The following is a 21,147-nucleotide window of genomic DNA, read 5'->3' as shown; positions in this document are numbered from 1 at the left end:
GTCCCGTAATAAGCTTTCACATTTCAATGATCGCATCGCTTCACGCCACCGAACAGGGTGCTGGCTCGAAGGCCATCGCCCTGCTGCATGGTTTTGGCGGCTGCCACGGTGTCTGGCACGAAGTGATCCCGTCGCTGTCGCCTGCGGTGCGCACACTCGCTTATGACTTGCCGGGGCACGGGCTGTCGCTCGATTTCCCCGGCGCCGGTCTGGCCAAGGTGGCGGCAAGGGCCGTCCTGACCGATCTCGCCGCGCGATCGGTGAAGCGCGTTCATCTGGTGGGCCACTCGATGGGCGGCGCGGTGGCGACGCTGATGGCACTGGCCGAACCCGAGAGGGTGGCCTCGCTGACACTTCTGGCGCCGGGCGGCTTCGGCCCCGAGATCAATGGCCCGCTGTTGCGCCGCTTTGCCGCCGCAAGGGACCCCTCCGACATCCGGGCGTGCCTAAGCGCGATGTCGGGACCGCTGACGCGCCCCGTCGACCGCACCGTGGATACCATTCGCGACATGCGCGGGCGACCCGGCCAGGTGGAGCAACTCATCGAGATTGCTGCCGCCATGACCAGCGACGACCGGCAGGGCGTCATCCCGCACGACCGGTTGGACACACTGACCATGCCGGTGATGGTGGCATGGGGGAGCAATGACCCGATGCTACCCGTTACCCAAATGGATGGTCTGCCCGCGCGATTTCACGTGCACCACGTGCTGGAGGCTGGCCATATGCTGATCGAGGAGGCGCCCGATCTGGTCGCCACGATCATCCAGCGCAACATGAACCGCCGCGCCAGGCCCTTGCGCCCGAAACTCGCTGCGACCGGCTGAGACGTCCCGCGCGGCACCGAGCGGGCGCTCTGCCATGTTGATCTCGCGAGTGCATTTTGCCTTCGGCTGTGTTAACTGCCTGTTAACCAAACCCGCGAGGCCACGCCGATGAAGGACGCAGGCGAGAAGATCGATCCGTCAAAGAAACTGTCCGATGCCATCCGTGATGTGAAGAATGCCTTCGCTGACCGCGACGATGTCGTCGTCGACATGCGCGAGGCGCACCGCATGCGCCTGGACCTGCTGGCCGCGGACCTCGCGCCCATCTTTGCCGATGTTCCAGCCGACATGGACAATTTCGACTTTGTCGTCTCCTCGGGGCTGCAGCCGCGCCTGTGGATCGACGCCGTCAGCCATGTCGCGATGGGACGCGACCGTCGCACCTACCGCTTCCTCAAGGATACACGCATTGGCCGGGTCGTGCTTGCCGAGTCGACCGAGATGAAGCCGGTCGCCGATTCCGTGACGCGTTATGTGGCCGAGCGCATCGTCGAGCGCCAGAGGATGATGGAAGGTGGCGTCGAGCCGGCGGTCGCCGGCATGAAACGCGCCGAGGTCGCGGAAGCCGAGCCACCGCTGCGAGCATCGACGCAAGGCAAGGGCTGGTCGGCCTTCCTGTCGGGGCTTGGGCTGGTCGCCGCCGGCGCGCTGGTTGGTCTGGCGGTGTCGGCCGCGCTGCTGTGGGACCGCATCTCGGCCATGGTTCTCAACTGGCGGCCATAGCCTCGCCGGGCTCGACCCCGAGTTCCAGGCTCTGCAGATCGGAAGGCGGTATTGACGGTCCGGTCAGACCGCGCCGCGTCAGGTGGATACGCCAGTTACCCTTTTCGCCGTCGATGTCGAACAGATTGTACTGTGCTGCCGGGTGATTGCCGCCCGGCGCCTGGCCGGCGGCGGCGACCCCGACGACCGGGATCTTTGCACCGCGAAGCCCAATCTGGAACAGCGACGGCAGATGCGAATGGCCGTGCAGCACAAGCTCCGCGCCATGGCGGCGGACGATTTTGTGGAAGCGGGCGATGCCGAACAGCCGCTTGTGCTGGGAGACGGCGCCCCGCAGGGGCGGATGATGGATCATGATCGCGCGGAACAGCCCTTGCTTCGCCGTGCTCTCGAGTATCTTGCCGAGCCGAGCCGCCTGCCCCTCCATGAAAAAACCATTGGCCATGAAGGGCGCCGTGGCGCGGGCCGTCGAAACCCCGATCAGCGCGATATTGCCGCGCACGCGCAGATAGGGGAAGGCATTGCGGTCGACCGGCGTGTTGACACCGTCGCCGCTCATCCACGCCGCCCACGACCGGCAGACCTTGTCGAATGCGCCGGGCACATAGGCGTCATGGTTTCCCGGCACCACCGACACCACATGCGGTGGCCCCAGCGTCTCGAGCCAGTGTTTGGCCATCTCGATCTCACCGTCGAGGGCCAGGTTGACGAGGTCGCCGGTGACGGCGAGATGGTCCGGATTTTGCGCCTTGATATCGGCGACGATGGCGTCGATGACGGCGTCGTGCATGTGGCGGCGGCGGTTGCGCTGCCAGTTGACATAACCGAGCACGCGCTTGGAGGCGAGATCGCGATAGGATACATCGGGCAGCGGCCCCAGATGGACATCGGAAATATGCGCGAGCCTGAACATCCCTCCTTCATAGGCGACGTGCGCGCCCCTTTCCACCCACGGTTTCGCTACTGATGGCGAGCGACGAGGAGGCTCCGTTCCGCCAGACCGGCTGGGCGGGTTTGAGGGCGCGGCTGTTCCATCTCTATTTCGTGCTGCGGCGGCCAATGACGCTCGGTGTGCGCGGCCTGATCCACGATGCCGCCACCAATTCCGTCTTCCTCATCCGCCATACCTATGTGCCCGGTTGGCAGCTTCCCGGCGGCGGCGTCGAGGTCGGCGAGACGATGGCCGAAGCGCTGGCGCGCGAACTTTACGAGGAAGGCAACATCCAGATCACGGACGCGCCGATTCTCAAATCGATGCATTTCAACCGCCGTGCCAGCCGGCGCGACCATGTCGGCTTCTACCTCGTCGAGCATTTCAGCCACACCGCACCGAAACTGCCAGACCATGAAATCGCCGAGGCCGGCTTTTTCCCGCTCGGTCGCCTGCCGGAGGGCACGACGCCGGCAACGCTGCGGCGGATCGCCGAAATTTTCGCCAACGTCCCAGCATCGCCCTATTGGTAGTCAGGCAGCAGCCCTTCCAAACCGCGCCCGATCATGCGGCGCGCCATAGTCGAGCGCCGGCCCGACCGGCACGATCCGGGTCGGGTTGATGGTCTCGTGGCTGCCGTAATAATGCGCCTTGATGTGGCGCAGGTTCACGGTCCCGGCGACGCCAGGCACGCTATAGAGGTCGCGCAGATAGTTCGACAGGTTCGGATAATCGGCGATGCGGCGCAGGTTGCACTTGAAGTGTCCGACATAGACCGGGTCAAAGCGCACCAGGGTGGTGAACAGCCGCCAGTCGGCCTCCGTGATGCGATCACCCACTAGGTAGCGCTGCCTGGAAAGGCGATGTTCCAGAGTATCGAGCGCCGAAAACAGCGTGCCGAACGCCTCCTCATAGGCCGCTTGCGTGGTGGCGAAACCGGCTCGATAGACGCCATTGTTGACGGCGGGATAGACCAGCCCGTTGATCGCGTCGATCTCGCCGCGCAAGGCCTCGGGGTAGAAGTCGAAGCTGGCGTCCCCCCATTCGTCGAAGGCCGAATTGAGCATCCGGATGATCTCGGAGGATTCGTTGGAGACGATCGTCTGTTCCTTCTTGTCCCACAGCACCGGCACCGTCACCCGGCCTGAATAGGCAGGATCGGCCTTGGTGTAGATCTGGTGCAGGAAGTCGAGACCATAGAGCGTGTCGCCGGTGGCGCCGTCCTCGGCGAGAAACGTCCAACCGTCCGCGCCCATGAAATGGTGAACCACCGAGACGGAAATGATGCCTTCCAGCCTCTTCAGCGTGCGAAAAATCAGCGTCCGGTGCGCCCAGGGACAGGCGAGTGAGATGTAAAGGTGATAGCGGCCGGGCTCCGCCTTGAAGCCGCGACTGCGGCCTTCGGCGGGTTTGCCGTCGTGCGTGATCCAGTCGCGCCATTGCGACTGCGCCCGCACGAACTTGCCGCCACTGTTCTTCGTGTCGTACCAGCGATCCTGCCATTTGCCGTGGACGAGCAATCCCATGAATTGTCCTTTCGGGTTTCCCGTCATGTAGGGCGCGATGCGGCAAGGCGGAAAGCATCCAGGGCTGAACAGATCGTCAATCGGTAGTGCCAGCGAACGGGTCGATTGCGGCGGCGCAAAATTGATGCTAGCGGACACTCCGCATGTTCGACTTTGCTTTGATCCGGTTTGACCGACGACGAAAGGGCGCCCGCGCTTGATGAAGCGCTGACTGGCGAATGCTGCCGTTTGCAGCAACCTTTCCTCCTCTACCGGAACGCAAAGACCATGAGCCTTGCCGACGTGAAATACCTGCCGGAAACTCCGGCGCATGACCCTCAAATCGAAGCCATTAACGACGAGGCCTTCGGCCCCGGCCGTTTCGTGCTGGCCGCCTACAAGATCCGCGAGGCCGGCGGCCACGAGCGCGCCCTGTCCTTTGTCGCGGTCGACGGCGACCTCGTCGTCGCCTCGGTGCGCATGACCCGCATAGCGGCGGGGGCCGGCCGGGCGCTGATGCTTGGGCCACTCGCGGTACGGCCGGCCTTCAAGAACCTCGGCATCGGCCGCCGGCTGGTAGCGATCGCGCTGGAGGCGGCCGCCAAGGCTGGCGCGCCGGCCGTCATCCTGGTTGGCGACGAACCTTATTACGGGCCGCTCGGCTTCAAGCGCATCCCCCGTGGTCAGATTTCGATGCCTAGGCCTGTCGACCTCGACCGCCTTTTGTCGCACGAGATCACGCCCGGCGCGGTTGCCAGGCTTTCCGGCGAGGTCGGTCACGCCAGCCAGGCCAGGGCCGCCGAGCACGTCTAGGCGATGGCTTGACCCGGCCTTTCAATCCGGGCCTGATCCGTCCCTGTTTGATAGCAAGCCCATTCTCACGGGAAGGATGACGCCATGAATCCCAGCGGCCAGATAGCAATCGTGACCGGCGGCGGCTCCGGCCTTGGCGAGGCAACCGCTCGTGCGCTTGCCGCCAAGGGAGCCAACGTTGCCATCTTCGATGTCGGCATCGAGCGCGCGGCCAAGGTCGCGGCCGAGATCGGCGGCATCGCCGTCCAGTGCGACGTCGCGAGTGCCGACAGTGCCGTCGCCGCCCTGGCCGAGGCTGCCGCCAAGCTGGGCGAGCCGCGCATCCTGGTCAATTGCGCCGGCATCGCCATCGGCGTGAAGACGATCGGCAAGGATGGACCGCATCCGCTCGACCAGTACCGCAGGGTGATCGAGGTCAATCTGATCGGCACGTTCAACATGATCCGCCTGGTCGCCGACCGCGCCGCGAAACTCGAGCCGCTGCGGGGCGGCGAGCGCGGCGTCATCGTCAACACCGCTTCGGTCGCCGCCTATGACGGCCAGATCGGCCAGGCGGCCTATTCGGCTTCGAAGGGCGGTGTCGTCGGCATGACGCTGCCGGTGGCGCGCGATCTCGCCCGATCCGGCATTCGGGTCTGCACCATCGCGCCCGGCATCTTCAAGACGCCGATGATGGCCGGCATGCCGCAGGAGGTGCAGGATTCGCTGGGCGCCGCCGTGCCTTTCCCGTCGCGCCTCGGCGAACCATCCGAATATGCCGCGCTTGCCCTGCACATCGTCGAAAACCAGATGCTGAACGGCGAGACCATCCGCCTCGACGGCGCCATCCGCATGGCGCCGAAGTAAGGCGTGTCGCCCCAAGCTGCGAAGCGGTTTGCGCGGGCACCTCCCCTTGCCAAGTCCGGCATCATCGGCTGACAAGTGGAATAGGAAATCAACTTGGCAGGGCGAGAAACCTTGGACGATCGAAAGAAGGGTGTCATCCGCGAGACCGACGCCGAGGCGATCCGCCTGGCGAAAACGCTTCTGCGCAGTGCCCGTTTCGGCGCCCTGGCGGTGCTGGAACCGGGGACCGGGGCGCCGCTGGCGAGCCGGGTCGGCGTCGCCACCGACATTGACGGCGCACCGCTCATCCTGGTGTCGATGCTCGCGGCGCACACGTCGGCCCTGCTTGCCGATCCGCGCTGTTCCCTTCTGCTCGGGGAGCCCGGCAAAGGCGATCCGCTGGCGCATCCGCGGCTGACGCTGGCCTGCCAGGCCTCGCGGCTGGAGCGCGGCTCGCAGGCCCAAGCTCGCGCCGCGCGCCGCTATCTCAACCGCAATCCCAAGGCGAGCCTCTATGCCGGGCTCGGCGACTTCTCAATCTTTCGCCTTGAGCCGCAGGGCGCCAGTCTCAACGGCGGCTTCGGCAAGGCCTATCTGCTCGACCGGGCCGATCTGGTCACCGCCGGGCCGATTGTCGAAGAGCTCGCGGCGAGCGAACAGTCAGCCGTCGAGCACATGAATGCGGACCATCTCGACGCGATCGCCAACTACGCCCATCATTTTGCCAAGGCGCCAGGTGCTGGCTGGAGCATCGCCGGGCTGGACGCCGATGGCATGGATCTGGTGTCCGGGGACGATGTTTGCCGGGTATTCTTTCCGCAACCACTGGCGACTGCGCAGGAATTGCGTCCCGTTCTGGTTGAAATGGCGAGGGCCGCCAAGGCGGCATCCTAGGCGCAAAGCGAGATTAAATTGCATTTGATCAAAAGCAACGCTTGAGATTTGAAAGAAATGTTCTAGGCTTTAGGTGTGGTGCTGACTCGTCGGCACCTTCACACGTGAATTTATGGATTCAGGCGCCATTGCCCCCATGGCGCCTCGATGAGCAAACAGCATGGGGCATCAATGGTCTCGACAAAGCTAATCGCCAACGCCGAATCAGCTGCCGAATTTCTGATGCTGATGGGCAACGAAAAACGGCTGTTGATCATGAGCTATCTGATCGACGGCGAAATGTCGGTCGGCGCCATCGCCGAAAAGGTGATGCTTAGCCAATCCGCCCTCTCGCAGCATTTGGCCAAGTTGCGGGCGCTGGACCTCGTGGACACCCGCCGCGATCGCCAGATGATCTACTATTCCTGCAAATCCGATGCCGTGCGCGAACTGCTCGTCATGCTGGAAGGCATTTTCGGCGGCGGCAAGGAGGATCTGTCCCAAATGGCGCAGAGGTTGCGCCGCGCCGGGACTTGACCGGACGCTGCCGCGGTCGTTTACCTCGCTGACGATTTCCGGAGCGCGGTTGGTGTGTCTTTCCCGGCGCACGGACCGCGCTTTCGATTGTTGAGCGGGACATGGACCCAATTCGCATCGGCGATCCACGCGATCCGCGCGTCGCAGCCTATCTCGATATTCGCGAGCGCGATCTGGCGGGCCGGCAAGGCCGCTTCGTCGCCGAGGGCAAAGTGGTGCTCGACCTGCTTTTGTCGTCGAGCCGCTTCACCGCCGAATCCATCCTGATCCTGGAAAACCGGCTTGGCGGCCTGGAGCAGGTGCTGCGCAAGGCGCAAGCGGATCTGCCGGTCTACGTCGTCGCCAGCGGGGTGATGGACGCGATTGCCGGATTCCACATGCACCGCGGCATCCTGGCCATCGGCCGCAAGGAGACGCCGCATCCGGCCGGGTCATTGCTGGATGCCTTGCCCGCTCAAGCCCTGATCGTCGTGCCTGTCGGCATCGCCAACCACGACAATATGGGTTCGATCTTCCGCAACGCCGCCGCTTTCGGCGCCGATGCGGTGCTGATGGACGGGACATGCTGTGATCCGCTGTACCGCAAGGCGATCCGGGTTTCGGTCGGCGCCGCGCTCAAGCTCCCTTTTGCGTCCTTCACCGACACTGCGGGCTTCACCGCGGAGCTCGACCGCCGGGGCTATGACCAGTTCGCATTGTCACCGCGCGGCCGGATCGACATACGCGATGCACGGCGCGGCGAGCGGCTGGCACTCTATCTCGGCACCGAGGGCGAAGGCCTGCCCGAAAGCCTGCTTGCCCGCCTGCAAACCGTGCGGATCACCATGTCGAAGGGCTTCGACAGCTTGAACGTCGCTGCCGCCTCGGCCATTGCCCTGCATCATTTCTCGCGCTGACGATCATGTGAGCCAGGACACGGCGAAAGCGTCAGCCTGCACGGCGTCAGTTGGCTTCTGCTTTCTGCAAGGCGCGCACGCGATCGGCGAGGCTGCGGTCGTTGCCGGCAGAGCGATTGTCCTGCGGCGCGGCGAGCGCCTTCGCGATTGGTGAATCGGGGCCTTCGAGCTTGGCCGTCAGGTGGACCACCTCCGCCGCCAGCTCATTCATCTGCTCGCGCAGCGCGGCACCATTGCCGTTCGTCAAACCCGACGATGCCGCGGCGCCGAGATCCGCCTTGAGGCGCTTGTTCTCGCGCGCCAGCGCCGTCAGCCTGGCCTCCAGCCGTTCGCGGTCGCCGTCAAGCTTGGCAATCGCCCGGTCCAAATCGTCGCGCTTGCCGGCCTCCTCGTGCCGGGCCGGCTCATCTGGCTTGCCGACCAGCCGCAGGGCCGGTGCGCCGTCCTCGGTTTTCGATTTTTCCCGCAACCGCGCCAATTCCTTTTCCCGCCGATCAAGCTTGTCCTCACGGTCGGCGAGCGTTGCGAGCAGCCGCTGGACCTTCTTGTCGAGTTCAGCGGCCCTTTTCTTCTCGGCCTTCAGGGCATCGCGCGCGGCCTTGCTTTCGGCCACGATCTCCTGGCTGCGCCGATCCGCTTCCTTGCGCTGGCCGCGCAGCAGCACGATATCGCTGGCAAGCTTCTGCAATTCGGATTCGCGGGCCACGAGTTCGATCTGGCGGCTGCTGGAGGCAAAACTGGCGTCGTCATACATGTGCTCCAGCTTCTCGAGATCGAGCGCCCGCCTTTCCAGCTTTCGTTCGGTTTCCTTGAGCCGCTCCGAAAGCTGATGCAGTTCCTCTTCGCGCTGTCGAAGCGCTTCGTTCTTGGCGCCGAGTTCGGCGAGCGCGTGGTCCTTGTCCGTGCGCTCGACCGCCAGCGCCTTCAGCGCCTCGCGGCCGCGATTGATCTCGACGAGTTGTTCGGCCGCCTTCTCGCGCAGCGTCTTGACGTTGATTTCGAGGCGCCGCGTCGCCATGGCGTATTCGGCCCGGATCCGGTCCTTGTCGGCCTGGATCTCGGCTTGCGTCAGCGGAATGGAGGCCTCGATGCGCCTGCGGGTCAGTGCGATGGCACGCCGCCAGACGGCGGGAGCCACCATCAGCGCCAGAAAGCCGGCACAGAGAAAGCCGAGGGCAAAGAACAGGACCGACTGAACCAAAGGACTACCCGTTATCGACGACAACTTGGAAGGCTGGACCGTGCCATCTTGGCATGGCGGAAATCCGGCACCGCGGCAAGGGCTTGCCGCGGCCCATTCGGGTCGTCGGTTGAGGAATCCGGTCGAACCGTCCGTGATTCGCTCATATCGGCCGGATCAGAACGGATTCCAGGTCGCCCGCTCGGTCAGCTTCAGGTAGCCCAGATTGACGCCGAGCCGGGCGCCGACGCCGGTACGGATCGGCACCAGCAGCACATTGTTGTTCTTCAGCACGTTGAAGCCGACACCCGCCACCACATAGGCCGAACCGGCGACGCCGCCATAGCGATTGTAGAGGTTGCCGACATCGTCGAGATTGTAGACCAGCATCATCACCCGTGACCCCTCGCCGCCGAAATCCCAGCCCAGCGACGGGCCTTGCCAGAACACTTTGTGATCGCCGGCATTCTTGGTGTAGAGCGTGCCTTCGCCATAGGTCAGGCCGCCGATCAGCGCACCGGATCCCTCCTCCCCAAGCAGGTAGCCATTGGGCAGACCGTAGGAGGCGAAAATCTTCTCCACGACGGTGGCCAACCCGCCCGACGTCGCGCCGAAGAACTTGTGGCCGGAATCGACAATCTCCTGAGCGGTGTACTCCTGCGCCCGCAGGGGCGATGTCGAGAAGACGAGAACGCCCATGAGCGCGATCGCCATTGAGAGGACACGGAGAAAACTCCGGTCATAGATTCGGGAAAACATGCTTCCAATCTCCGTCATGAAGCACTTTCGCCGACGCCTCGCATCCGTACAGCTCTTTAGGCGGCCGTTAAGGATGACTGTTAGGGGCAAACTATGCCGTAATCCTTTTTCAACCATTAAACTCCCACATGAAGATGGCGGTTCGAAGGCTCTTGGCCGCTCGAGCGGACACGCAGCCTGCGTGAACGCGCCATATGCCATGACGGCAATTTTGGATTTGTTGCTGCACGCACGGGCGCTGTGTATTCAGAAAGCCTTGGGTTGAAGCGTGATTCGTGTGGGCAGGCGCGAAGATCGATCGCTCGGCCGTCAAATGGAAGATTTTGCAGGGATTTCGCCGATGGCCGATCTGTTCACCCTTACCGCTCCCGACCTGGCGGCACTTTTATGCAGCCGCGTCTGCCACGACATCATCTCGCCGGTCGGCGCGATCAACAACGGGCTTGAACTGCTCGACGAGGGCGGCGCCGACGAAGACGCCATGCGGCTCATCCGTCAGAGTGCAAAAAACGCTTCGGCGCGTTTGCAGTTCGCCCGCATCGCCTTTGGCGCGGCCGGCTCGGCGGGCATGATGATCGACACCGGAGATGCCGAGGCCGTCGCCATCGCCTTCCTCAAGAACGAAAAGCCGGAATTGGTCTGGAATGGAACCCGTGCGCTGCTGCCCAAGAACAAGGTCAAGCTGCTGCTCAACCTGCTGCTGGTCGCCAACGCCGCCATTCCGCGCGGCGGCAAGCTGGTCGTGACGCTCGAGAATCTCGAAACCGAGCCGCGTTTTTCGCTTTCGGCAAGCGGGCCGATGCTGCGTGTGCCGCCGAAATTCCTCGAACTGCATTCCGGCCACAAGCCGGAAGAGCCGATCGACGCGCATTCGGTGCAACCTTATTACACGCTGCTGTTGGCCCGCGAGGCCAACATGACGATTTCGATCCACGCGACGCCTGAAGAAATCGTTCTTTCAGTGGCCTGAAAGTCGGCGCCGGCAGCGCGACCAAACGAAGTATTTCAGTCTGAAATATTTCATTGACGCCACAATCGCGGCGCGATGATCTTTGCCCGCTCGTCGACACCGAAGCATCCGCAAGGAAAAACCCGCCGAACGGTTTCTTTGCAAAAATTTTACCTAACGGCTTTTCGGCTTCTTTACCAGATCGGTCTAGGCTGCACCGTAGATGCCCCGCACGACTGGATCGCCCAAGGGCAAAGAGGACGCGGAAATGAAACGCTGCATGTTCGTCGACGATTCAAGCGTCATCAGGAAGGTTGCAAAACGCATCCTGGGCGGTTCCGACATGATGGTCATCGAGGCGGCCAGCGGGCTTGACGCACTGGAGATGTGCGCCGCCGACATGCCCGACATCATCGTCATCGACGGCGCCTTGCCGGATATGCAGGCGGTCGACCTCATCCGGCGCGTGCGCGCCATGGAAAGCCCGATCCGGCCGCAGATCCTGATCTCGCTGGTCGAACTCGATATCGCGTCGATCATGCGAGCCAAGCGCGCCGGCGCCCAGGGCTATCTGTTGAAGCCCTTCAATCGCCCGCAACTGCTCGAACGTTTTCGCGCCTTGAAAATCGCTGCCTGAACGGAAGCTGTTCCAGGCAAACCGCGCGGTGGTCTGTCGTGTCGCACAAAAACAAATAATTGCTCCACAATGCAAAAAACCCGGCCAAGCCGGGTTTTTTAGAAGTGCCTTGCCGGCTGCGCTCAGGCGCTGACGCGGATATCTTCCGGTTCGCGCAGCACATAGCCGCGGCCCCAGACGGTCTCGATGTAGTTCTGGCCCCCGGACGCGGCGTCGAGCTTCTTGCGCAGCTTGCAGATGAAGACGTCGATGATCTTCAATTCCGGCTCGTCCATGCCGCCATAGAGGTGGTTGAGGAACATTTCCTTGGTGAGCGTGGTGCCCTTGCGCAGCGAGAGCAGCTCCAGCATCTGGTATTCCTTGCCGGTGAGGTGCACGCGCTGGCCGCCGACTTCGACGGTCTTGGCGTCGAGGTTGACCACCAGGTCACCGGTGGTGATGACCGACTGGGCGTGTCCCTTCGAGCGGCGCACGATGGCGTGGATGCGCGCCACCAGCTCGTCCTTGTGGAACGGCTTGGTCATGTAGTCGTCGGCGCCGAAGCCGAGGCCGCGTACCTTGTCCTCGATGCCGGCCATGCCGGAGAGGATGAGGATGGGCGTCTTTACCTTGGAGAGGCGAAGCGTTCTCAAGACCTCGTAGCCGGACATGTCCGGCAGGTTGAGATCGAGAAGGATGATGTCGTAGTCGTAGAGCTTGCCCAGATCGACACCCTCTTCGCCGAGGTCTGTCGTATAGACGTTGAAACTTTCCGATTTCAGCATCAGCTCGATGCTTTGTGCGGTTGCACTGTCATCTTCTATCAGCAGAACACGCATTTCATTCCCCTTTTCTGCCGCCGGACCATTTCACGACCCGTCCTGTCCCGGAGCAGTGGTTGCCTTGTGCAGAGGCTGCCATCGAATGGTTAACAAAACCTAATTTCCCGTCCAATACGGTATCAGATTTTTTAACCCCTTTCTACACCCTCTTGAATCTAATAACGAATCACAGACCAAAATTCCTAATGCAGCACATTAATAACCCGGACTAAGTGACTCCAGGGACTCATCGACGCGGCTTCGCTTCGGCGGCCGGAATTTTTACCCGGCCTTAAGCCCTGACCCGTATGATTAACAATGCCCGTAAACGAATGGTTACCGTCGGCAAAAACTTTAGGGTTTTGTTTCCCATAGTGCGGGGAAAGCCGGTGGATACGGGCAGCGCTTGGACCTTTCCAGGTGGTTTGGACGATATGTGCGGGTGTGCGTTTCCGGGAGTACCGAATCATGAAGTCACGTGAAAACCTCGTTCGGCTGAAGCAATTTCAGGTGAATGAGAAGCGGCGCCAGCTGCTGCAGCTCGACATGATGATCGCCGAGTTCGAGCGCATGGCCGTCGAATTGGAGCTTCAGATCACCGCCGAGGAAAAGAAAGCCGGCATCACAGATATCAATCATTTCGCCTATCCGACCTTCGCCAAGGCGGCGCGCCTGCGCCGCGACAATCTCAGGAACTCGCAAGGCGACCTCGCCCAGCAGCGAAGCGCCGCCGAATCATTACTCGGCGAAGCTGAAGCGGAGCTTTCCAAGGCTGAGATGCTGGAATCGCGCGATACCAAGGTTCGCGAGACCGAAACTGGCGGCCGCAGCGCCATGATCGGCTGAGTCGGCCGACATCGGCGCTATTTGGCGCACAAGCGCGCGCCCTGTCAGGCGACAGCTCGAACCGGCAACAGCAAGCCGCCGCGGAAGCGCTGCTGGCACGCAAGACCTACGCCGCCCAATCCTCCTTTTTGGCGCTGGCCCTCGCCCGGGCATCCCTAATATCAGGCCAGGTCGTGGGCGAGTTCGGTCAGTTCATATTCGACGCGTGGCAAGCGCGCCATTGTGCAGCCGGCCTTTGCGCAGCGCGCAGACCACCAGACCGAGCCATTTGCTGGCCAATAGACCGTTACTCTCCAAGCAGGAGAGATTTAATGGGTGCCATTACCCCAAAATTCAGTTGGCGGACCCGACGTTCTTGTCACCGCTGAATTGCCCGATCCCACGCCGCAGGCCGGCGGCGTGCTGGCGTCACTGCTGAACGTCAACGACGCCGCGCGCGCCGACGCCAGTTCGCGCGATATCAGGGTCGAGCGCATGTCGGTGGTGCCCGACCGCCCGCGCTCGGCGGCTTGATCGACGCGCAAAAGCCTGCCGTCCATGTGGCCAGGACTTTTCCGCTCGACCAGGCGGGAGCCGTCCACGCCTTTCTCGCAACCAAGCCGATCGGCAAGGTAGTGCTGACGGTCTGAGCGGCGACACTGAAAGCAAAGGGCGCGGCATGCCGCGCCCTTTGCTTGTGGTGAGACCGGCCTAGTGCCGGTATTGCTGGATACGCGTGGTGCGCAGCCCGGCAAGGCCATATTCGTCGATTGACGCTTGCCAGGACAGGAATTCCTCCGTGGTCAGCTTGTAGCGCTGGCATGCCTCTTCAAGGCTCAGAAGCCCGCCGCGCACTGCTGCAACCACCTCCGCCTTGCGCCGGATAACCCAGCGACGCGTGTTCGTCGGCGGCAGATCGGCAATCGTGAGAGGGCTGCCGTCAGGCCCGATAACATATTTGACTCTAGGTCTAACCAGATCGGTCATCGTACTCTCTACAAAAAACTCAAAGACCCAATCCCCGCCACGTTACCGCCACAGCTTTAAAAATTGCCTAAGCAGACCCTAATGACTAGGTAAGGATCGTGAACGCCGCGTTAGTCTTTTAGCGGGCATTTGAAATATACGGCCGGAAGCCCCGTTTTAGCCGGGAGAAATGTGCCCGTTCGCAGCGTCCGCCACCCCGGGGTCGTCCTGCAAGCTGGCGCCGCATGAAAGCTTGACCTATATTCTCGACATTGGCATTTGAGCTGCCGCGAAATGAAAGCACCATGAACAGTCTCGACCTCCCCAGACGCCCCGAAGAGACCCGCGTCGTCGTCGCCATGTCGGGCGGCGTCGATTCATCAGTGGTCGCCGGCTTGTTGAAGCGCGAGGGCTACGATGTCGTCGGCGTCACCTTGCAGCTCTATGATCATGGTGCGGCAACGCATCGGGCCGGCTCATGCTGCGCCGGCCAGGACATCGACGATGCCCGTCGCGTTTCCGAGACGCTGGGTATTCCCCATTATGTGCTCGATTACGAGGAGCGGTTCCGCAAGGCGGTCATCGATCCGTTCGCCGAGAGCTACGTCGCCGGCGAAACCCCCATTCCTTGCGTTTCCTGCAACCAGACGGTCAAGTTCGCCGATCTCCTGGCCACGGCCAAGGATCTCGGCGCCGACGCGCTGGCCACCGGCCACTACATCCGCTCCGGCGCCAATGGCGCCCACCGGGCGCTTTACCGGCCGGTCGATGCCGACCGCGACCAGAGCTACTTCCTGTTCGCCACCACGCAGGCGCAGATCGACTACCTGCGCTTTCCGCTCGGCGGCCTGTCGAAGCCCCAGGTTCGCGCCATCGCCGAGGAGATGGGGCTGACGGTGGCCGCCAAGCAGGACAGCCAGGACATCTGCTTCGTGCCGCAAGGCAAATATTCCGACATCATCGCCAAGCTGAAGCCGACTGCCGCCAACCCAGGCGACATCGTTCATATCGACGGCCGTGTGCTCGGTCGCCACGAGGGCATTCTGCGCTACACGATCGGCCAGCGCCGTGGCATCGGCATCGCGTCCGGCGAGCCGCTCTATGTCGTCCATCTCGACGCCGAGCGCGCCCGTGTCGTGGTCGGCCCGCGCGAGGCGTTGGAGACGCACAAGATCTATCTGCGCAACATGAACTGGCTGGGAGACGGAGGCCTCGCCGATGTGCCCGCCGGCGGCATCGAGCTGTTCGCCAAGGTGCGCTCGACCAGGCCGCCACGGCCGGCCGTGCTGCGTCACGAGGCAGGTGTGGCCTCGGTCGAACTGGCCGACGGTGAATCCGGCATCGCTCCTGGACAGGCCTGCGTGCTCTATTCCGACGATGGCAACGAGGCCCGTGTCTTAGGCGGCGGCTTCATCGTGCGCTCCGAGCGCGGCGCCGAAGCCGAAGCGATGCTGAGCCGGCTGGCCGCGAAGCCGGCGCAAGTTCCCGCCGAGTAGCTCTCCCCTGCCAATCGTACCAGGAGTGCGGCGTAGCCTTCCTTCAGGCCGTGGATTTGGTGTGGGTGACGGTGCCGGCCGTCAGGATGCGCAGCACCCTGATCGCTTCCTCGCCGCTGGTGCGTGGTTCGGCGCGCGTTTCGATGCAGTGGATGAAGTGCTCCAGTTCGCGCGTCAGCGGCATGCCCTGGGCAACCGCGACATAGGACGGCTCATTGGTGGTGAATGCCCACTGGCCGCTGTCCTGCCACACGGCGTGGCGGTAGACCGCAAGCTTGCGCTCCCATGGCTCGACATCGTCGAACACCGCCATCGCCTTGGTTCCGACCACGGTCAGCCGCCGCTCGCGATAGGGGTTGAGCCGCGATGTGAAAAGATGGCTGCGCAGTCCGTTGGGAAAGCGCATGTGCAGATGCGCGAAATCGCTGAGATTGTCGAGGAGTGCCGCTCCCTCGCCGCGCACCTCGATCGGCTCGGTGCCGGTGATGGCCAGGATCATCGACAGATCGTGCGGCGCCAGGTCCCATAGCGCATCGTTCTCGGTATGGAACTTGCCGAGCCCCAGCCGGTGCGAATGGATGTAGCGGACCTCGCCGAGCTCGCCCTTGTCGATCAGCCCTTTCAACGTCTCGAAGGCGGGATGGAAACGCAGGACATGGCCGACCATGAACACGCGGCTATTGTCCTTGGCCGCCTGCACCGAGCGCTCGGCATCGGCCACCGTCAGCGCGATCGGCTTTTCCACCAGCACGTCCTTGCCGTTCTCGACGGCGCGCACGGCAAGATCGGCATGGAACTGCGGCGGCAAGGCCATGATGATGGCGTCGATGTCATCGCGGACGAACAGTTGGTCCGGCTCGATCGCCAGGCAGTCCTGTTCGCTGGCGAAACCTTCGGCGCGAGCCCGATTGGTGTCGGAAACCGCGTGCAATGCGCCGAGCGCCTTGAGGGTGCGGATGTGGTTGGAGCCCCAGTATCCGCAACCGAGGACTGCAATGCGCGGCTTCATCTGTTTCAAACTCTAAAAACTCGTGGCCGAGACATAGCGACGTGCCCCGTCGAACTCAACCCCGGCGGCACCAACCAGCTGTTCGTGCGGCAAAGCTTTTCCCCATCGAGAATAGCCCTGATATCGAATGCATCGAAGCTTGACAGGCTCGCCCTCCCAACCTTATATCCGCGCGACCTTGGCGAACGCCTCGAAATGCCTTTCGATTTAAGGCGGATTTCGGGCCTGTCGCCGCCCTGGCGGGGTAGCTCAGTTGGTTAGAGCACGGGAATCATAATCCTGGGGTCGGGGGTTCAAGTCCCTCTCCCGCTACCAATTTCTAGAATAATTTCAGATGCTAATGGGCTCCGGCGCCCGAGAACCTTGGCTCGGTTTGCTATCCACGCAGCCATACCCGTTTGAGCGCGTAACGATCGAGTTCGCGGCCGATTTCCACGCCGCCGCGTCAGCATCAGCGTGCTCAGGCTCTTGCTCTGCGGATCCTGCGCCAGCGACCGCATCACCTCGCCGCCCAGCGGCAGATATCCGAACAGTTCGGCATGTCGCCACGCGGCGTGCGCGCTAACAAAGGCTACAGGCTGGCCAGCGACATAGCCGAAGGCGCGGCCGACACCGCCTATGGGATGGCCTTGCCGAACTCGAACTCGATCCTGACGGAGTGAGTGGCCCCTGGCGTGCTCCTACTTGGCCAGGCGCGCGGCGTGCCACTTCAAATGGTCGTCCATGAAGGTCGAGATGAAATTATAGGAATGATCGTAGCCTTCCTGCATGCGCAAGGTGAGCGCGATGCCGGACTTCTTGCAGGCATCTTCGAGAAGCCATGGCCGCAGGCCGTCCTTGAGGAAGCCATCGGCGGTGCCCTGATCGACCAGGAATTCGCCGAAGCGGTGCCCGTCTTCGATCAGCGCTGTTGCGTCGTAGGCGCGCCAGGATTTCTCGTCCTTGCCGAGATATTTTTCCAGAGCCGGCCGCGACCAGTCTGCCGTCATCGGCTGAACGATCGGTGCGAACGCCGAGCAACTTCTGAAGTGCTCGGAGTTCTTCAGCGCGATGGTCAGCGCGCCATGCCCGCCCATGGAGTGGCCAAAAATCGACTGGCGCTCCATATCGGCGGGGAACTGGCCGGCGATCAGGGCCGGCAGCTCGTCGACGATATAGGAGTGCATCCGGTAGTTCCTGGCGAAGGGCTGCTGCGTCGCGTCGAGATAGAAGCCGGCGCCCGAGCCGAACTGCCAATTATCCTTTTCGTCGGCCACACCCTCGCCGCGTGGGCTTGTGTCGGGGCAGACCACGATCAGGCCGAGCTCGGCCGCCAGACGCCGGTATTCGCCCTTGTCCATGACATTGGCATGAGTGCAGGTGAGGCCCGACAGATACCAGAGCACCGGCAGTGGCCCATCCTTGGCCTGCGGCGGCACGAAGACGGCAAAGGTCATGTCGCAGGCGCAGGCTTCGGAAGCGTGTGAATAAACACCTTGCACGCCGCCATGCGACTTGGACGTGGAAACGACTTTCATCAGCTCTGCCTTCTCGTCAAGAAATCCCGGCCCGGCATAGCGGCCGGATGCATCGCTCGCAACCGCGAGCCGCTAATAAGTCCCGGCGGCGTTATCGAGGTGCACCCCGATAATGCCGCCGGTAGACGCCAGGCTTTGCGAACACGCTGACCTAGCCGGGAGGCTGGAGGCCAGCGAAAAGCCAGACGTTTCGATGGCCGGCGATCGGGCCGGCAGGGCGCCGGACTTGACGATTGCCCTTAGTGCCTGATCATCCCGGCGTCGACATTCAGCGTCTGGCCGGTGATCCAGCGGGCATCCTCGCTGGCCAGGAACGACACGACATCGGCGATATGTTCGGGCTGGCCCTTGCCCTTCATCGCCTGCAGCATCTCGACGAAGCCGAACGCCTCGTTGTGCGGGCTCGCCTTGACGCCATCGCTCTCGATCAGGCCGGGCGTCACCGCATTGGCCGTGATGTTGTACTTGCCAAGCTCGGTGGCCAGCGCCCGGGTGAAGCCAATGACGCCGCCCTTGGCCGCGACATAGGCCGCCATGTTCGGCGTGCCGGCAAAGAAGGTGTTGGAGGCGATGCTGATCACGCGTCCGGCCTTGCCCGCCGCCCGCATCTGGTCGGTCGCCGCGCGGGTGACGATGAAGGTCCCCGTCAGGTTGACGTCGATGATCTTGCGCCAATGGTCGAGGTCGACGTCGTCCCAGGCGACGAACGGCACGATGCTGGCATTGTTGACCAGGATGTCGACGCCGCCGGTGAGTGCCTGTATCTCGCCAAACAGCGCTTTCACCGAAGCCGGATCGGCGATATCGGCTGCGATCGCCTTCGCCTTGCCGCCGATTTCGGCGGCCGCGGCCTTGGCGCCCTCGGCATTGATGTCGCTGACGATGACGGTCGCGCCGTCGGCCGCCAGCCGCGCCGCGATCGCCTTGCCGATGCCCTGTGCCGCCCCCGTCACCAGCGCCGTCTTTCCCGCAAGCCGTTCAGTCATGAAATTTCTCCCTCAATGCGCAGTCTGTTGATGTCTGTTCAGGCGTCGGCGTCGATCACCGCCAGCGCCGCGTCGATGCCCTTGCCGACCGCAAGCTTCTGGCCAGCCGCGTTCATGGCGCCGCCAAGCGCCGTCAGCGCCGCGATCGCATAGATCGGCTGTGCCGTCGGGCCCATATGGCCGATGCGTGTAAGCTTCCCCAAGGTTTCGCCGCGACCCGACGAAAACACCACGCCGTAGCGGGCGCGCGCTGCCTGGCGAAGTGCTTTCTCGTCGACACCGTCGGGTGTGCGAACGGCCGTGGTGCTCGGCGAGGCGATTGCATCGCTGGCGGCCCAGATCGACAGGCCCATGGCGACGACGCCGGCCCGCATGGCCTTGGCCGTCAGTGCATGGCGCGCCCAAACCGCTTCTGGCCTCTCGTTGAGATAGAGATCGAGCGCCACATCCAGGCCGTTCACTTCGGCCACCGAGGGCGTGAAGGGGAATGGCTTGTCGCGCGACCAGGCGTTCTCCCAGTCGACGATGCTCAGCATCGAGGCCCGGGGCGCCGCCTTGTTGGCCTTCATCTTGGCCCAGGCGCGGTCGCTGACCCCCATGATCGTCAGCGCTGGCGGCGCGCCAAGACATTTGCCCGGGCCGGTCACATAGATGTCGGCCTTGCAGTCGTCCGGATGCGTCTTCATGCCACCGAAAGACGAGACGGCATCGACGATCAGGTAACCGCCATGCGCCGACACCAGCGCGCCGATGGCATCGATCGGGTTGATGGTGCCCGACGGCGTGTCGTGATGGCAGACGGAGACGACAGTGATTTCCGGATGCGCCTTCAGCATGGCGGCAACCGCCTGCGGGTCGATCGCCTCATTGTAGGGCACTTCGATTTCGAGGAGATGCGGTGTATAGCGCTTCGCCCAATAGCCGAACCCCTTGCCGTAGACGCCCGAGGCAAGGTTGAGCACGACGTCGTCCGATGTGATCAACGACGCCGCCGCCGCCTCGAGACCCAGCACCGGCTCTCCGTGCAGGATGACTGGCTTGTTGGAAAGCCGCATAGCTTTTTGAGCCTTGTCGACGACCTTCTCGTAGAAGAGCTGGAAGGCCGGGTCATAGTCGTAGAGCACCGTGCGGCCGAGGCCTCGCAGCACCTCGGCATAGGCATTGACTGGCCCCGCCGTCAGCGTGAGGACCGGATCCGCGTGATCGGGATAGCGCATGGTCTTGGTCTCCGGATTGGCGGCGATCAGCCGTAGAACTGTGTGCCGGTTTTGTAGGTCTTGAAGTTGTCCATGTCGTGCGAGTACATCAGCTCGGCGCCGTGATCCTCGGCAAGTTTCTTCACCCTGCGCATCGAATTGACGCCCGCGACCGGGTCGATATGGAAGGCGGCCTGGCAAAGCGTTTCCAGGCTCTTCTGCGTGTAGGCGGCGTCGATCGTGAACATGATCGGCTTGCGCTTGGGAAACTCGACCAGAAGGCTGTAATGGCCGATCGAGTGGCCGGGGGTGGAGATCAGTTTCACGCCTTTTGCCAGTTCGATGTCACCTTCGATGCCCTCGAAAGTCGAGTTGGCCCGTGTCGTGCCTGCCAGCAGTTGCGCGGTCGCGCCACGTGCCTCCGCCGCTTCCGCCGAGAAGCTCAGGTCCGAATAACCGAGATGTTCGAAGGGCTGCGGATTGCAGGCTTGCGGCACCTCCGAACGGTGGCAGATCTTCTTGGCATGCGGAAAATACTTGTTGCCGCCGCAATGGTCGAAATGGAAGTGCGAGTTGACGACGACGTCGATGTCCTTCGGCTCCAGCCCGAGCAGCGCCAGCGCGCCGGGAATGGTCTGGTGCTTTTCCTGGATCGGCTTCTCGAAGGGCAGCACCTTCATGACGTGGTCGTAGTCATAGCCGGTATCGATGAGGAAGCGGCCCTCGGCATGCTCGATCAGGATCGAATAGACGGGGAAGCGCACTTCACCGCCCGGGCCGCGGTTCCAGAACACATGATAGCCGTCGAGGACAAGTGAGCCGCCATCGAGCAGGTAGACCTTGGTATCCGACATTGTTGCCTCCTTTTCCGGCGCGGGTTCCATCCGCGCGTCTGGT

Annotated in this window: 25 protein-coding genes and 1 tRNA gene; 15 read left to right on the top strand and 11 right to left on the bottom strand. The window is 63.0% G+C overall.

Features of this window, described 5'->3' with window-relative positions; all coding sequences use genetic code 11:
* Window positions 1-26: 26 nt before the first annotated feature.
* Window positions 27-827 (top strand): alpha/beta fold hydrolase, encoded by an 801-nt coding sequence (locus tag FJ950_RS17035; RefSeq protein ID WP_140617645.1) that lies wholly within the window; start codon window positions 27-29, stop codon window positions 825-827.
* Between the two features lie 108 nt (window positions 828-935).
* On the top strand, window positions 936-1,550 hold the full coding sequence (locus tag FJ950_RS17030) for a hypothetical protein (RefSeq protein ID WP_140617644.1): 615 nt from the start codon (window positions 936-938) through the stop codon (window positions 1,548-1,550).
* Here the strand turns inward: FJ950_RS17030 and FJ950_RS17025 are convergent.
* Window positions 1,534-2,463, bottom strand: a complete 930-nt coding sequence (locus tag FJ950_RS17025) for a metallophosphoesterase (RefSeq protein ID WP_140617643.1) — start codon at window positions 2,461-2,463, stop codon at window positions 1,534-1,536. The genes FJ950_RS17030 and FJ950_RS17025 overlap by 17 nt on opposite strands.
* Before the next feature lie 53 nt (window positions 2,464-2,516).
* Between FJ950_RS17025 and FJ950_RS17020 the strand changes: the two genes are divergently transcribed.
* Entirely contained in the window at window positions 2,517-3,014 is a 498-nt protein-coding gene (locus FJ950_RS17020; RefSeq protein ID WP_140617642.1) for an NUDIX domain-containing protein, read from the top strand.
* Here the strand turns inward: FJ950_RS17020 and FJ950_RS17015 are convergent, their stop codons facing one another.
* The gene (locus FJ950_RS17015) at window positions 3,015-4,007 is read right to left on the bottom strand and encodes a glutathione S-transferase family protein (RefSeq protein WP_140617641.1); all 993 of its coding nucleotides are present in this window, start codon (window positions 4,005-4,007) and stop codon (window positions 3,015-3,017) included.
* Window positions 4,008-4,274: 267 nt separating this feature from the next.
* On the opposite strand from FJ950_RS17015, the gene FJ950_RS17010 reads away from it, so the two are divergent.
* The 5 genes from FJ950_RS17010 (at window position 4,275) to FJ950_RS16990 (ending at window position 7,930) form a co-directional block, all read left to right on the top strand.
* Window positions 4,275-4,799: an N-acetyltransferase gene (locus tag FJ950_RS17010; RefSeq protein WP_015316003.1), complete on the top strand. Its 525-nt coding sequence runs from the start codon at window positions 4,275-4,277 to the stop codon at window positions 4,797-4,799.
* A gap of 84 nt (window positions 4,800-4,883) precedes the next feature.
* On the top strand, window positions 4,884-5,645 hold the full coding sequence (locus tag FJ950_RS17005; RefSeq protein WP_015316002.1) for a 3-hydroxyacyl-CoA dehydrogenase: 762 nt from the start codon (window positions 4,884-4,886) through the stop codon (window positions 5,643-5,645).
* Window positions 5,646-5,756: 111 nt separating this feature from the next.
* The gene (locus FJ950_RS17000) at window positions 5,757-6,518 is read left to right on the top strand and encodes a HugZ family protein (protein ID WP_140617640.1); all 762 of its coding nucleotides are present in this window, start codon (window positions 5,757-5,759) and stop codon (window positions 6,516-6,518) included.
* Window positions 6,519-6,689: 171 nt separating this feature from the next.
* Window positions 6,690-7,034, top strand: a complete 345-nt coding sequence (locus tag FJ950_RS16995) for a metalloregulator ArsR/SmtB family transcription factor (RefSeq protein WP_140617849.1) — start codon at window positions 6,690-6,692, stop codon at window positions 7,032-7,034.
* 101 nt (window positions 7,035-7,135) lie between these two features.
* Window positions 7,136-7,930 (top strand): RNA methyltransferase, encoded by a 795-nt coding sequence (locus tag FJ950_RS16990; RefSeq protein WP_140617639.1) that lies wholly within the window; start codon window positions 7,136-7,138, stop codon window positions 7,928-7,930.
* Between the two features lie 46 nt (window positions 7,931-7,976).
* Here the strand turns inward: FJ950_RS16990 and FJ950_RS16985 are convergent, their stop codons facing one another.
* Both FJ950_RS16985 and FJ950_RS16980 read right to left on the bottom strand, forming a co-directional pair.
* Complete coding sequence (locus FJ950_RS16985) at window positions 7,977-9,131, bottom strand: hypothetical protein (RefSeq protein WP_140617638.1); 1,155 nt, start codon at window positions 9,129-9,131, stop codon at window positions 7,977-7,979.
* 156 nt (window positions 9,132-9,287) lie between these two features.
* Window positions 9,288-9,824 (bottom strand): EipA family protein, encoded by a 537-nt coding sequence (locus FJ950_RS16980; RefSeq protein WP_224530344.1) that lies wholly within the window; start codon window positions 9,822-9,824, stop codon window positions 9,288-9,290.
* Window positions 9,825-10,209: 385 nt separating this feature from the next.
* Between FJ950_RS16980 and FJ950_RS16975 the strand changes: the two genes are divergently transcribed.
* Together FJ950_RS16975 and FJ950_RS16970 are read left to right on the top strand one after the other, a co-directional pair.
* Complete coding sequence (locus FJ950_RS16975) at window positions 10,210-10,839, top strand: histidine phosphotransferase family protein (RefSeq protein WP_015315996.1); 630 nt, start codon at window positions 10,210-10,212, stop codon at window positions 10,837-10,839.
* A 247-nt stretch (window positions 10,840-11,086) separates the two neighbouring features.
* Window positions 11,087-11,455 (top strand): response regulator, encoded by a 369-nt coding sequence (locus tag FJ950_RS16970; protein ID WP_015315995.1) that lies wholly within the window; start codon window positions 11,087-11,089, stop codon window positions 11,453-11,455.
* A gap of 122 nt (window positions 11,456-11,577) precedes the next feature.
* Here the strand turns inward: FJ950_RS16970 and ctrA are convergent, their stop codons facing one another.
* Window positions 11,578-12,273, bottom strand: a complete 696-nt coding sequence (gene ctrA / locus FJ950_RS16965) for a cell cycle two-component system response regulator CtrA (RefSeq protein ID WP_006203583.1) — start codon at window positions 12,271-12,273, stop codon at window positions 11,578-11,580.
* A gap of 450 nt (window positions 12,274-12,723) precedes the next feature.
* On the opposite strand from ctrA, the gene FJ950_RS16960 reads away from it, so the two are divergent.
* Together FJ950_RS16960 and FJ950_RS29815 are read left to right on the top strand one after the other, a co-directional pair.
* Window positions 12,724-13,101 carry a flagellar export protein FliJ gene (locus tag FJ950_RS16960; protein ID WP_140617636.1) on the top strand — a complete coding sequence of 126 codons (378 nt, stop codon included), beginning with the start codon at window positions 12,724-12,726 and terminating at the stop codon, window positions 13,099-13,101.
* A 315-nt stretch (window positions 13,102-13,416) separates the two neighbouring features.
* Window positions 13,417-13,614, top strand: coding sequence for a hypothetical protein (locus FJ950_RS29815; protein WP_246681330.1), 198 nt, complete (start codon window positions 13,417-13,419; stop codon window positions 13,612-13,614).
* Between the two features lie 177 nt (window positions 13,615-13,791).
* Here FJ950_RS29815 and FJ950_RS16945 read toward each other — a convergent pair whose 3' ends face one another.
* A complete protein-coding gene (locus FJ950_RS16945; RefSeq protein WP_006203587.1) occupies window positions 13,792-14,067 on the bottom strand; it encodes a DUF1153 domain-containing protein in 276 nt (91 codons plus the stop codon).
* Window positions 14,068-14,351: 284 nt separating this feature from the next.
* On the opposite strand from FJ950_RS16945, the gene mnmA reads away from it, so the two are divergent.
* Window positions 14,352-15,542 carry a tRNA 2-thiouridine(34) synthase MnmA gene (mnmA, locus tag FJ950_RS16940; RefSeq protein WP_140617635.1) on the top strand — a complete coding sequence of 397 codons (1,191 nt, stop codon included), beginning with the start codon at window positions 14,352-14,354 and terminating at the stop codon, window positions 15,540-15,542.
* A gap of 43 nt (window positions 15,543-15,585) precedes the next feature.
* Here mnmA and FJ950_RS16935 read toward each other — a convergent pair whose 3' ends face one another.
* Window positions 15,586-16,551 (bottom strand): Gfo/Idh/MocA family oxidoreductase, encoded by a 966-nt coding sequence (locus tag FJ950_RS16935; RefSeq protein WP_015315992.1) that lies wholly within the window; start codon window positions 16,549-16,551, stop codon window positions 15,586-15,588.
* Window positions 16,552-16,789: 238 nt separating this feature from the next.
* Here FJ950_RS16935 and FJ950_RS16930 point away from each other — a divergent pair.
* Both FJ950_RS16930 and FJ950_RS30095 read left to right on the top strand, forming a co-directional pair.
* Window positions 16,790-16,866: transfer RNA gene (locus FJ950_RS16930), tRNA-Met, on the top strand.
* 224 nt (window positions 16,867-17,090) lie between these two features.
* The gene (locus FJ950_RS30095) at window positions 17,091-17,213 is read left to right on the top strand and encodes a hypothetical protein (RefSeq protein ID WP_263484464.1); all 123 of its coding nucleotides are present in this window, start codon (window positions 17,091-17,093) and stop codon (window positions 17,211-17,213) included.
* Between the two features lie 18 nt (window positions 17,214-17,231).
* Here the strand turns inward: FJ950_RS30095 and fghA are convergent, their stop codons facing one another.
* The 4 genes from fghA to FJ950_RS16910 all read right to left on the bottom strand — a co-directional run bounded on the left by fghA (window position 17,232) and on the right by FJ950_RS16910 (window position 21,104).
* Entirely contained in the window at window positions 17,232-18,068 is an 837-nt protein-coding gene (gene fghA / locus FJ950_RS16925; RefSeq protein ID WP_140617634.1) for an S-formylglutathione hydrolase, read from the bottom strand.
* Window positions 18,069-18,307: 239 nt separating this feature from the next.
* A complete protein-coding gene (locus tag FJ950_RS16920) occupies window positions 18,308-19,054 on the bottom strand; it encodes an SDR family NAD(P)-dependent oxidoreductase (protein ID WP_140617633.1) in 747 nt (248 codons plus the stop codon).
* A 38-nt stretch (window positions 19,055-19,092) separates the two neighbouring features.
* Window positions 19,093-20,271 (bottom strand): alanine--glyoxylate aminotransferase family protein, encoded by a 1,179-nt coding sequence (locus FJ950_RS16915; RefSeq protein WP_140617632.1) that lies wholly within the window; start codon window positions 20,269-20,271, stop codon window positions 19,093-19,095.
* Window positions 20,272-20,297: 26 nt separating this feature from the next.
* A complete protein-coding gene (locus FJ950_RS16910; protein WP_015315988.1) occupies window positions 20,298-21,104 on the bottom strand; it encodes a 4-pyridoxolactonase in 807 nt (268 codons plus the stop codon).
* Window positions 21,105-21,147: the final 43 nt, after the last annotated feature.

The sequence above is a fragment of the Mesorhizobium sp. B2-3-14 genome, assembly GCF_006442175.1.
Lineage (GTDB): Bacteria > Pseudomonadota > Alphaproteobacteria > Rhizobiales > Rhizobiaceae > Mesorhizobium > Mesorhizobium australicum.
This window is presented reverse-complemented; position numbering and strand designations above follow the sequence as displayed.

Bases quoted from the DNA above. Each gene is read 5' to 3' on its own strand.
- FJ950_RS17035 (WP_140617645.1), top strand. From the start codon at position 27: ATGATCGCATCGCTTCACGCCACCGAACAGGGTGCTGGCTCGAAGGCC.
- FJ950_RS17030 (WP_140617644.1), top strand. From the start codon at position 936: ATGAAGGACGCAGGCGAGAAGATCGATCCGTCAAAGAAACTGTCCGAT.
- FJ950_RS17025 (WP_140617643.1), bottom strand. From the start codon at position 2,463: ATGTTCAGGCTCGCGCATATTTCCGATGTCCATCTGGGGCCGCTGCCC.
- FJ950_RS17020 (WP_140617642.1), top strand. From the start codon at position 2,517: ATGGCGAGCGACGAGGAGGCTCCGTTCCGCCAGACCGGCTGGGCGGGT.
- FJ950_RS17015 (WP_140617641.1), bottom strand. From the start codon at position 4,007: ATGGGATTGCTCGTCCACGGCAAATGGCAGGATCGCTGGTACGACACG.
- FJ950_RS17010 (WP_015316003.1), top strand. From the start codon at position 4,275: ATGAGCCTTGCCGACGTGAAATACCTGCCGGAAACTCCGGCGCATGAC.
- FJ950_RS17005 (WP_015316002.1), top strand. From the start codon at position 4,884: ATGAATCCCAGCGGCCAGATAGCAATCGTGACCGGCGGCGGCTCCGGC.
- FJ950_RS16995 (WP_140617849.1), top strand. From the start codon at position 6,690: ATGGTCTCGACAAAGCTAATCGCCAACGCCGAATCAGCTGCCGAATTT.
- FJ950_RS16990 (WP_140617639.1), top strand. From the start codon at position 7,136: ATGGACCCAATTCGCATCGGCGATCCACGCGATCCGCGCGTCGCAGCC.
- FJ950_RS16980 (WP_224530344.1), bottom strand. From the start codon at position 9,824: ATGGCGATCGCGCTCATGGGCGTTCTCGTCTTCTCGACATCGCCCCTG.
- FJ950_RS16975 (WP_015315996.1), top strand. From the start codon at position 10,210: ATGGCCGATCTGTTCACCCTTACCGCTCCCGACCTGGCGGCACTTTTA.
- FJ950_RS16970 (WP_015315995.1), top strand. From the start codon at position 11,087: ATGAAACGCTGCATGTTCGTCGACGATTCAAGCGTCATCAGGAAGGTT.
- ctrA (WP_006203583.1), bottom strand. From the start codon at position 12,273: ATGCGTGTTCTGCTGATAGAAGATGACAGTGCAACCGCACAAAGCATC.
- FJ950_RS16960 (WP_140617636.1), top strand. From the start codon at position 12,724: ATGAAGTCACGTGAAAACCTCGTTCGGCTGAAGCAATTTCAGGTGAAT.
- FJ950_RS16945 (WP_006203587.1), bottom strand. From the start codon at position 14,067: ATGACCGATCTGGTTAGACCTAGAGTCAAATATGTTATCGGGCCTGAC.
- mnmA (WP_140617635.1), top strand. From the start codon at position 14,352: ATGAACAGTCTCGACCTCCCCAGACGCCCCGAAGAGACCCGCGTCGTC.
- FJ950_RS16935 (WP_015315992.1), bottom strand. From the start codon at position 16,551: ATGAAGCCGCGCATTGCAGTCCTCGGTTGCGGATACTGGGGCTCCAAC.
- FJ950_RS30095 (WP_263484464.1), top strand. From the start codon at position 17,091: ATGTCGCCACGCGGCGTGCGCGCTAACAAAGGCTACAGGCTGGCCAGC.
- fghA (WP_140617634.1), bottom strand. From the start codon at position 18,068: ATGAAAGTCGTTTCCACGTCCAAGTCGCATGGCGGCGTGCAAGGTGTT.
- FJ950_RS16920 (WP_140617633.1), bottom strand. From the start codon at position 19,054: ATGACTGAACGGCTTGCGGGAAAGACGGCGCTGGTGACGGGGGCGGCA.
- FJ950_RS16915 (WP_140617632.1), bottom strand. From the start codon at position 20,271: ATGCGCTATCCCGATCACGCGGATCCGGTCCTCACGCTGACGGCGGGG.
- FJ950_RS16910 (WP_015315988.1), bottom strand. From the start codon at position 21,104: ATGTCGGATACCAAGGTCTACCTGCTCGATGGCGGCTCACTTGTCCTC.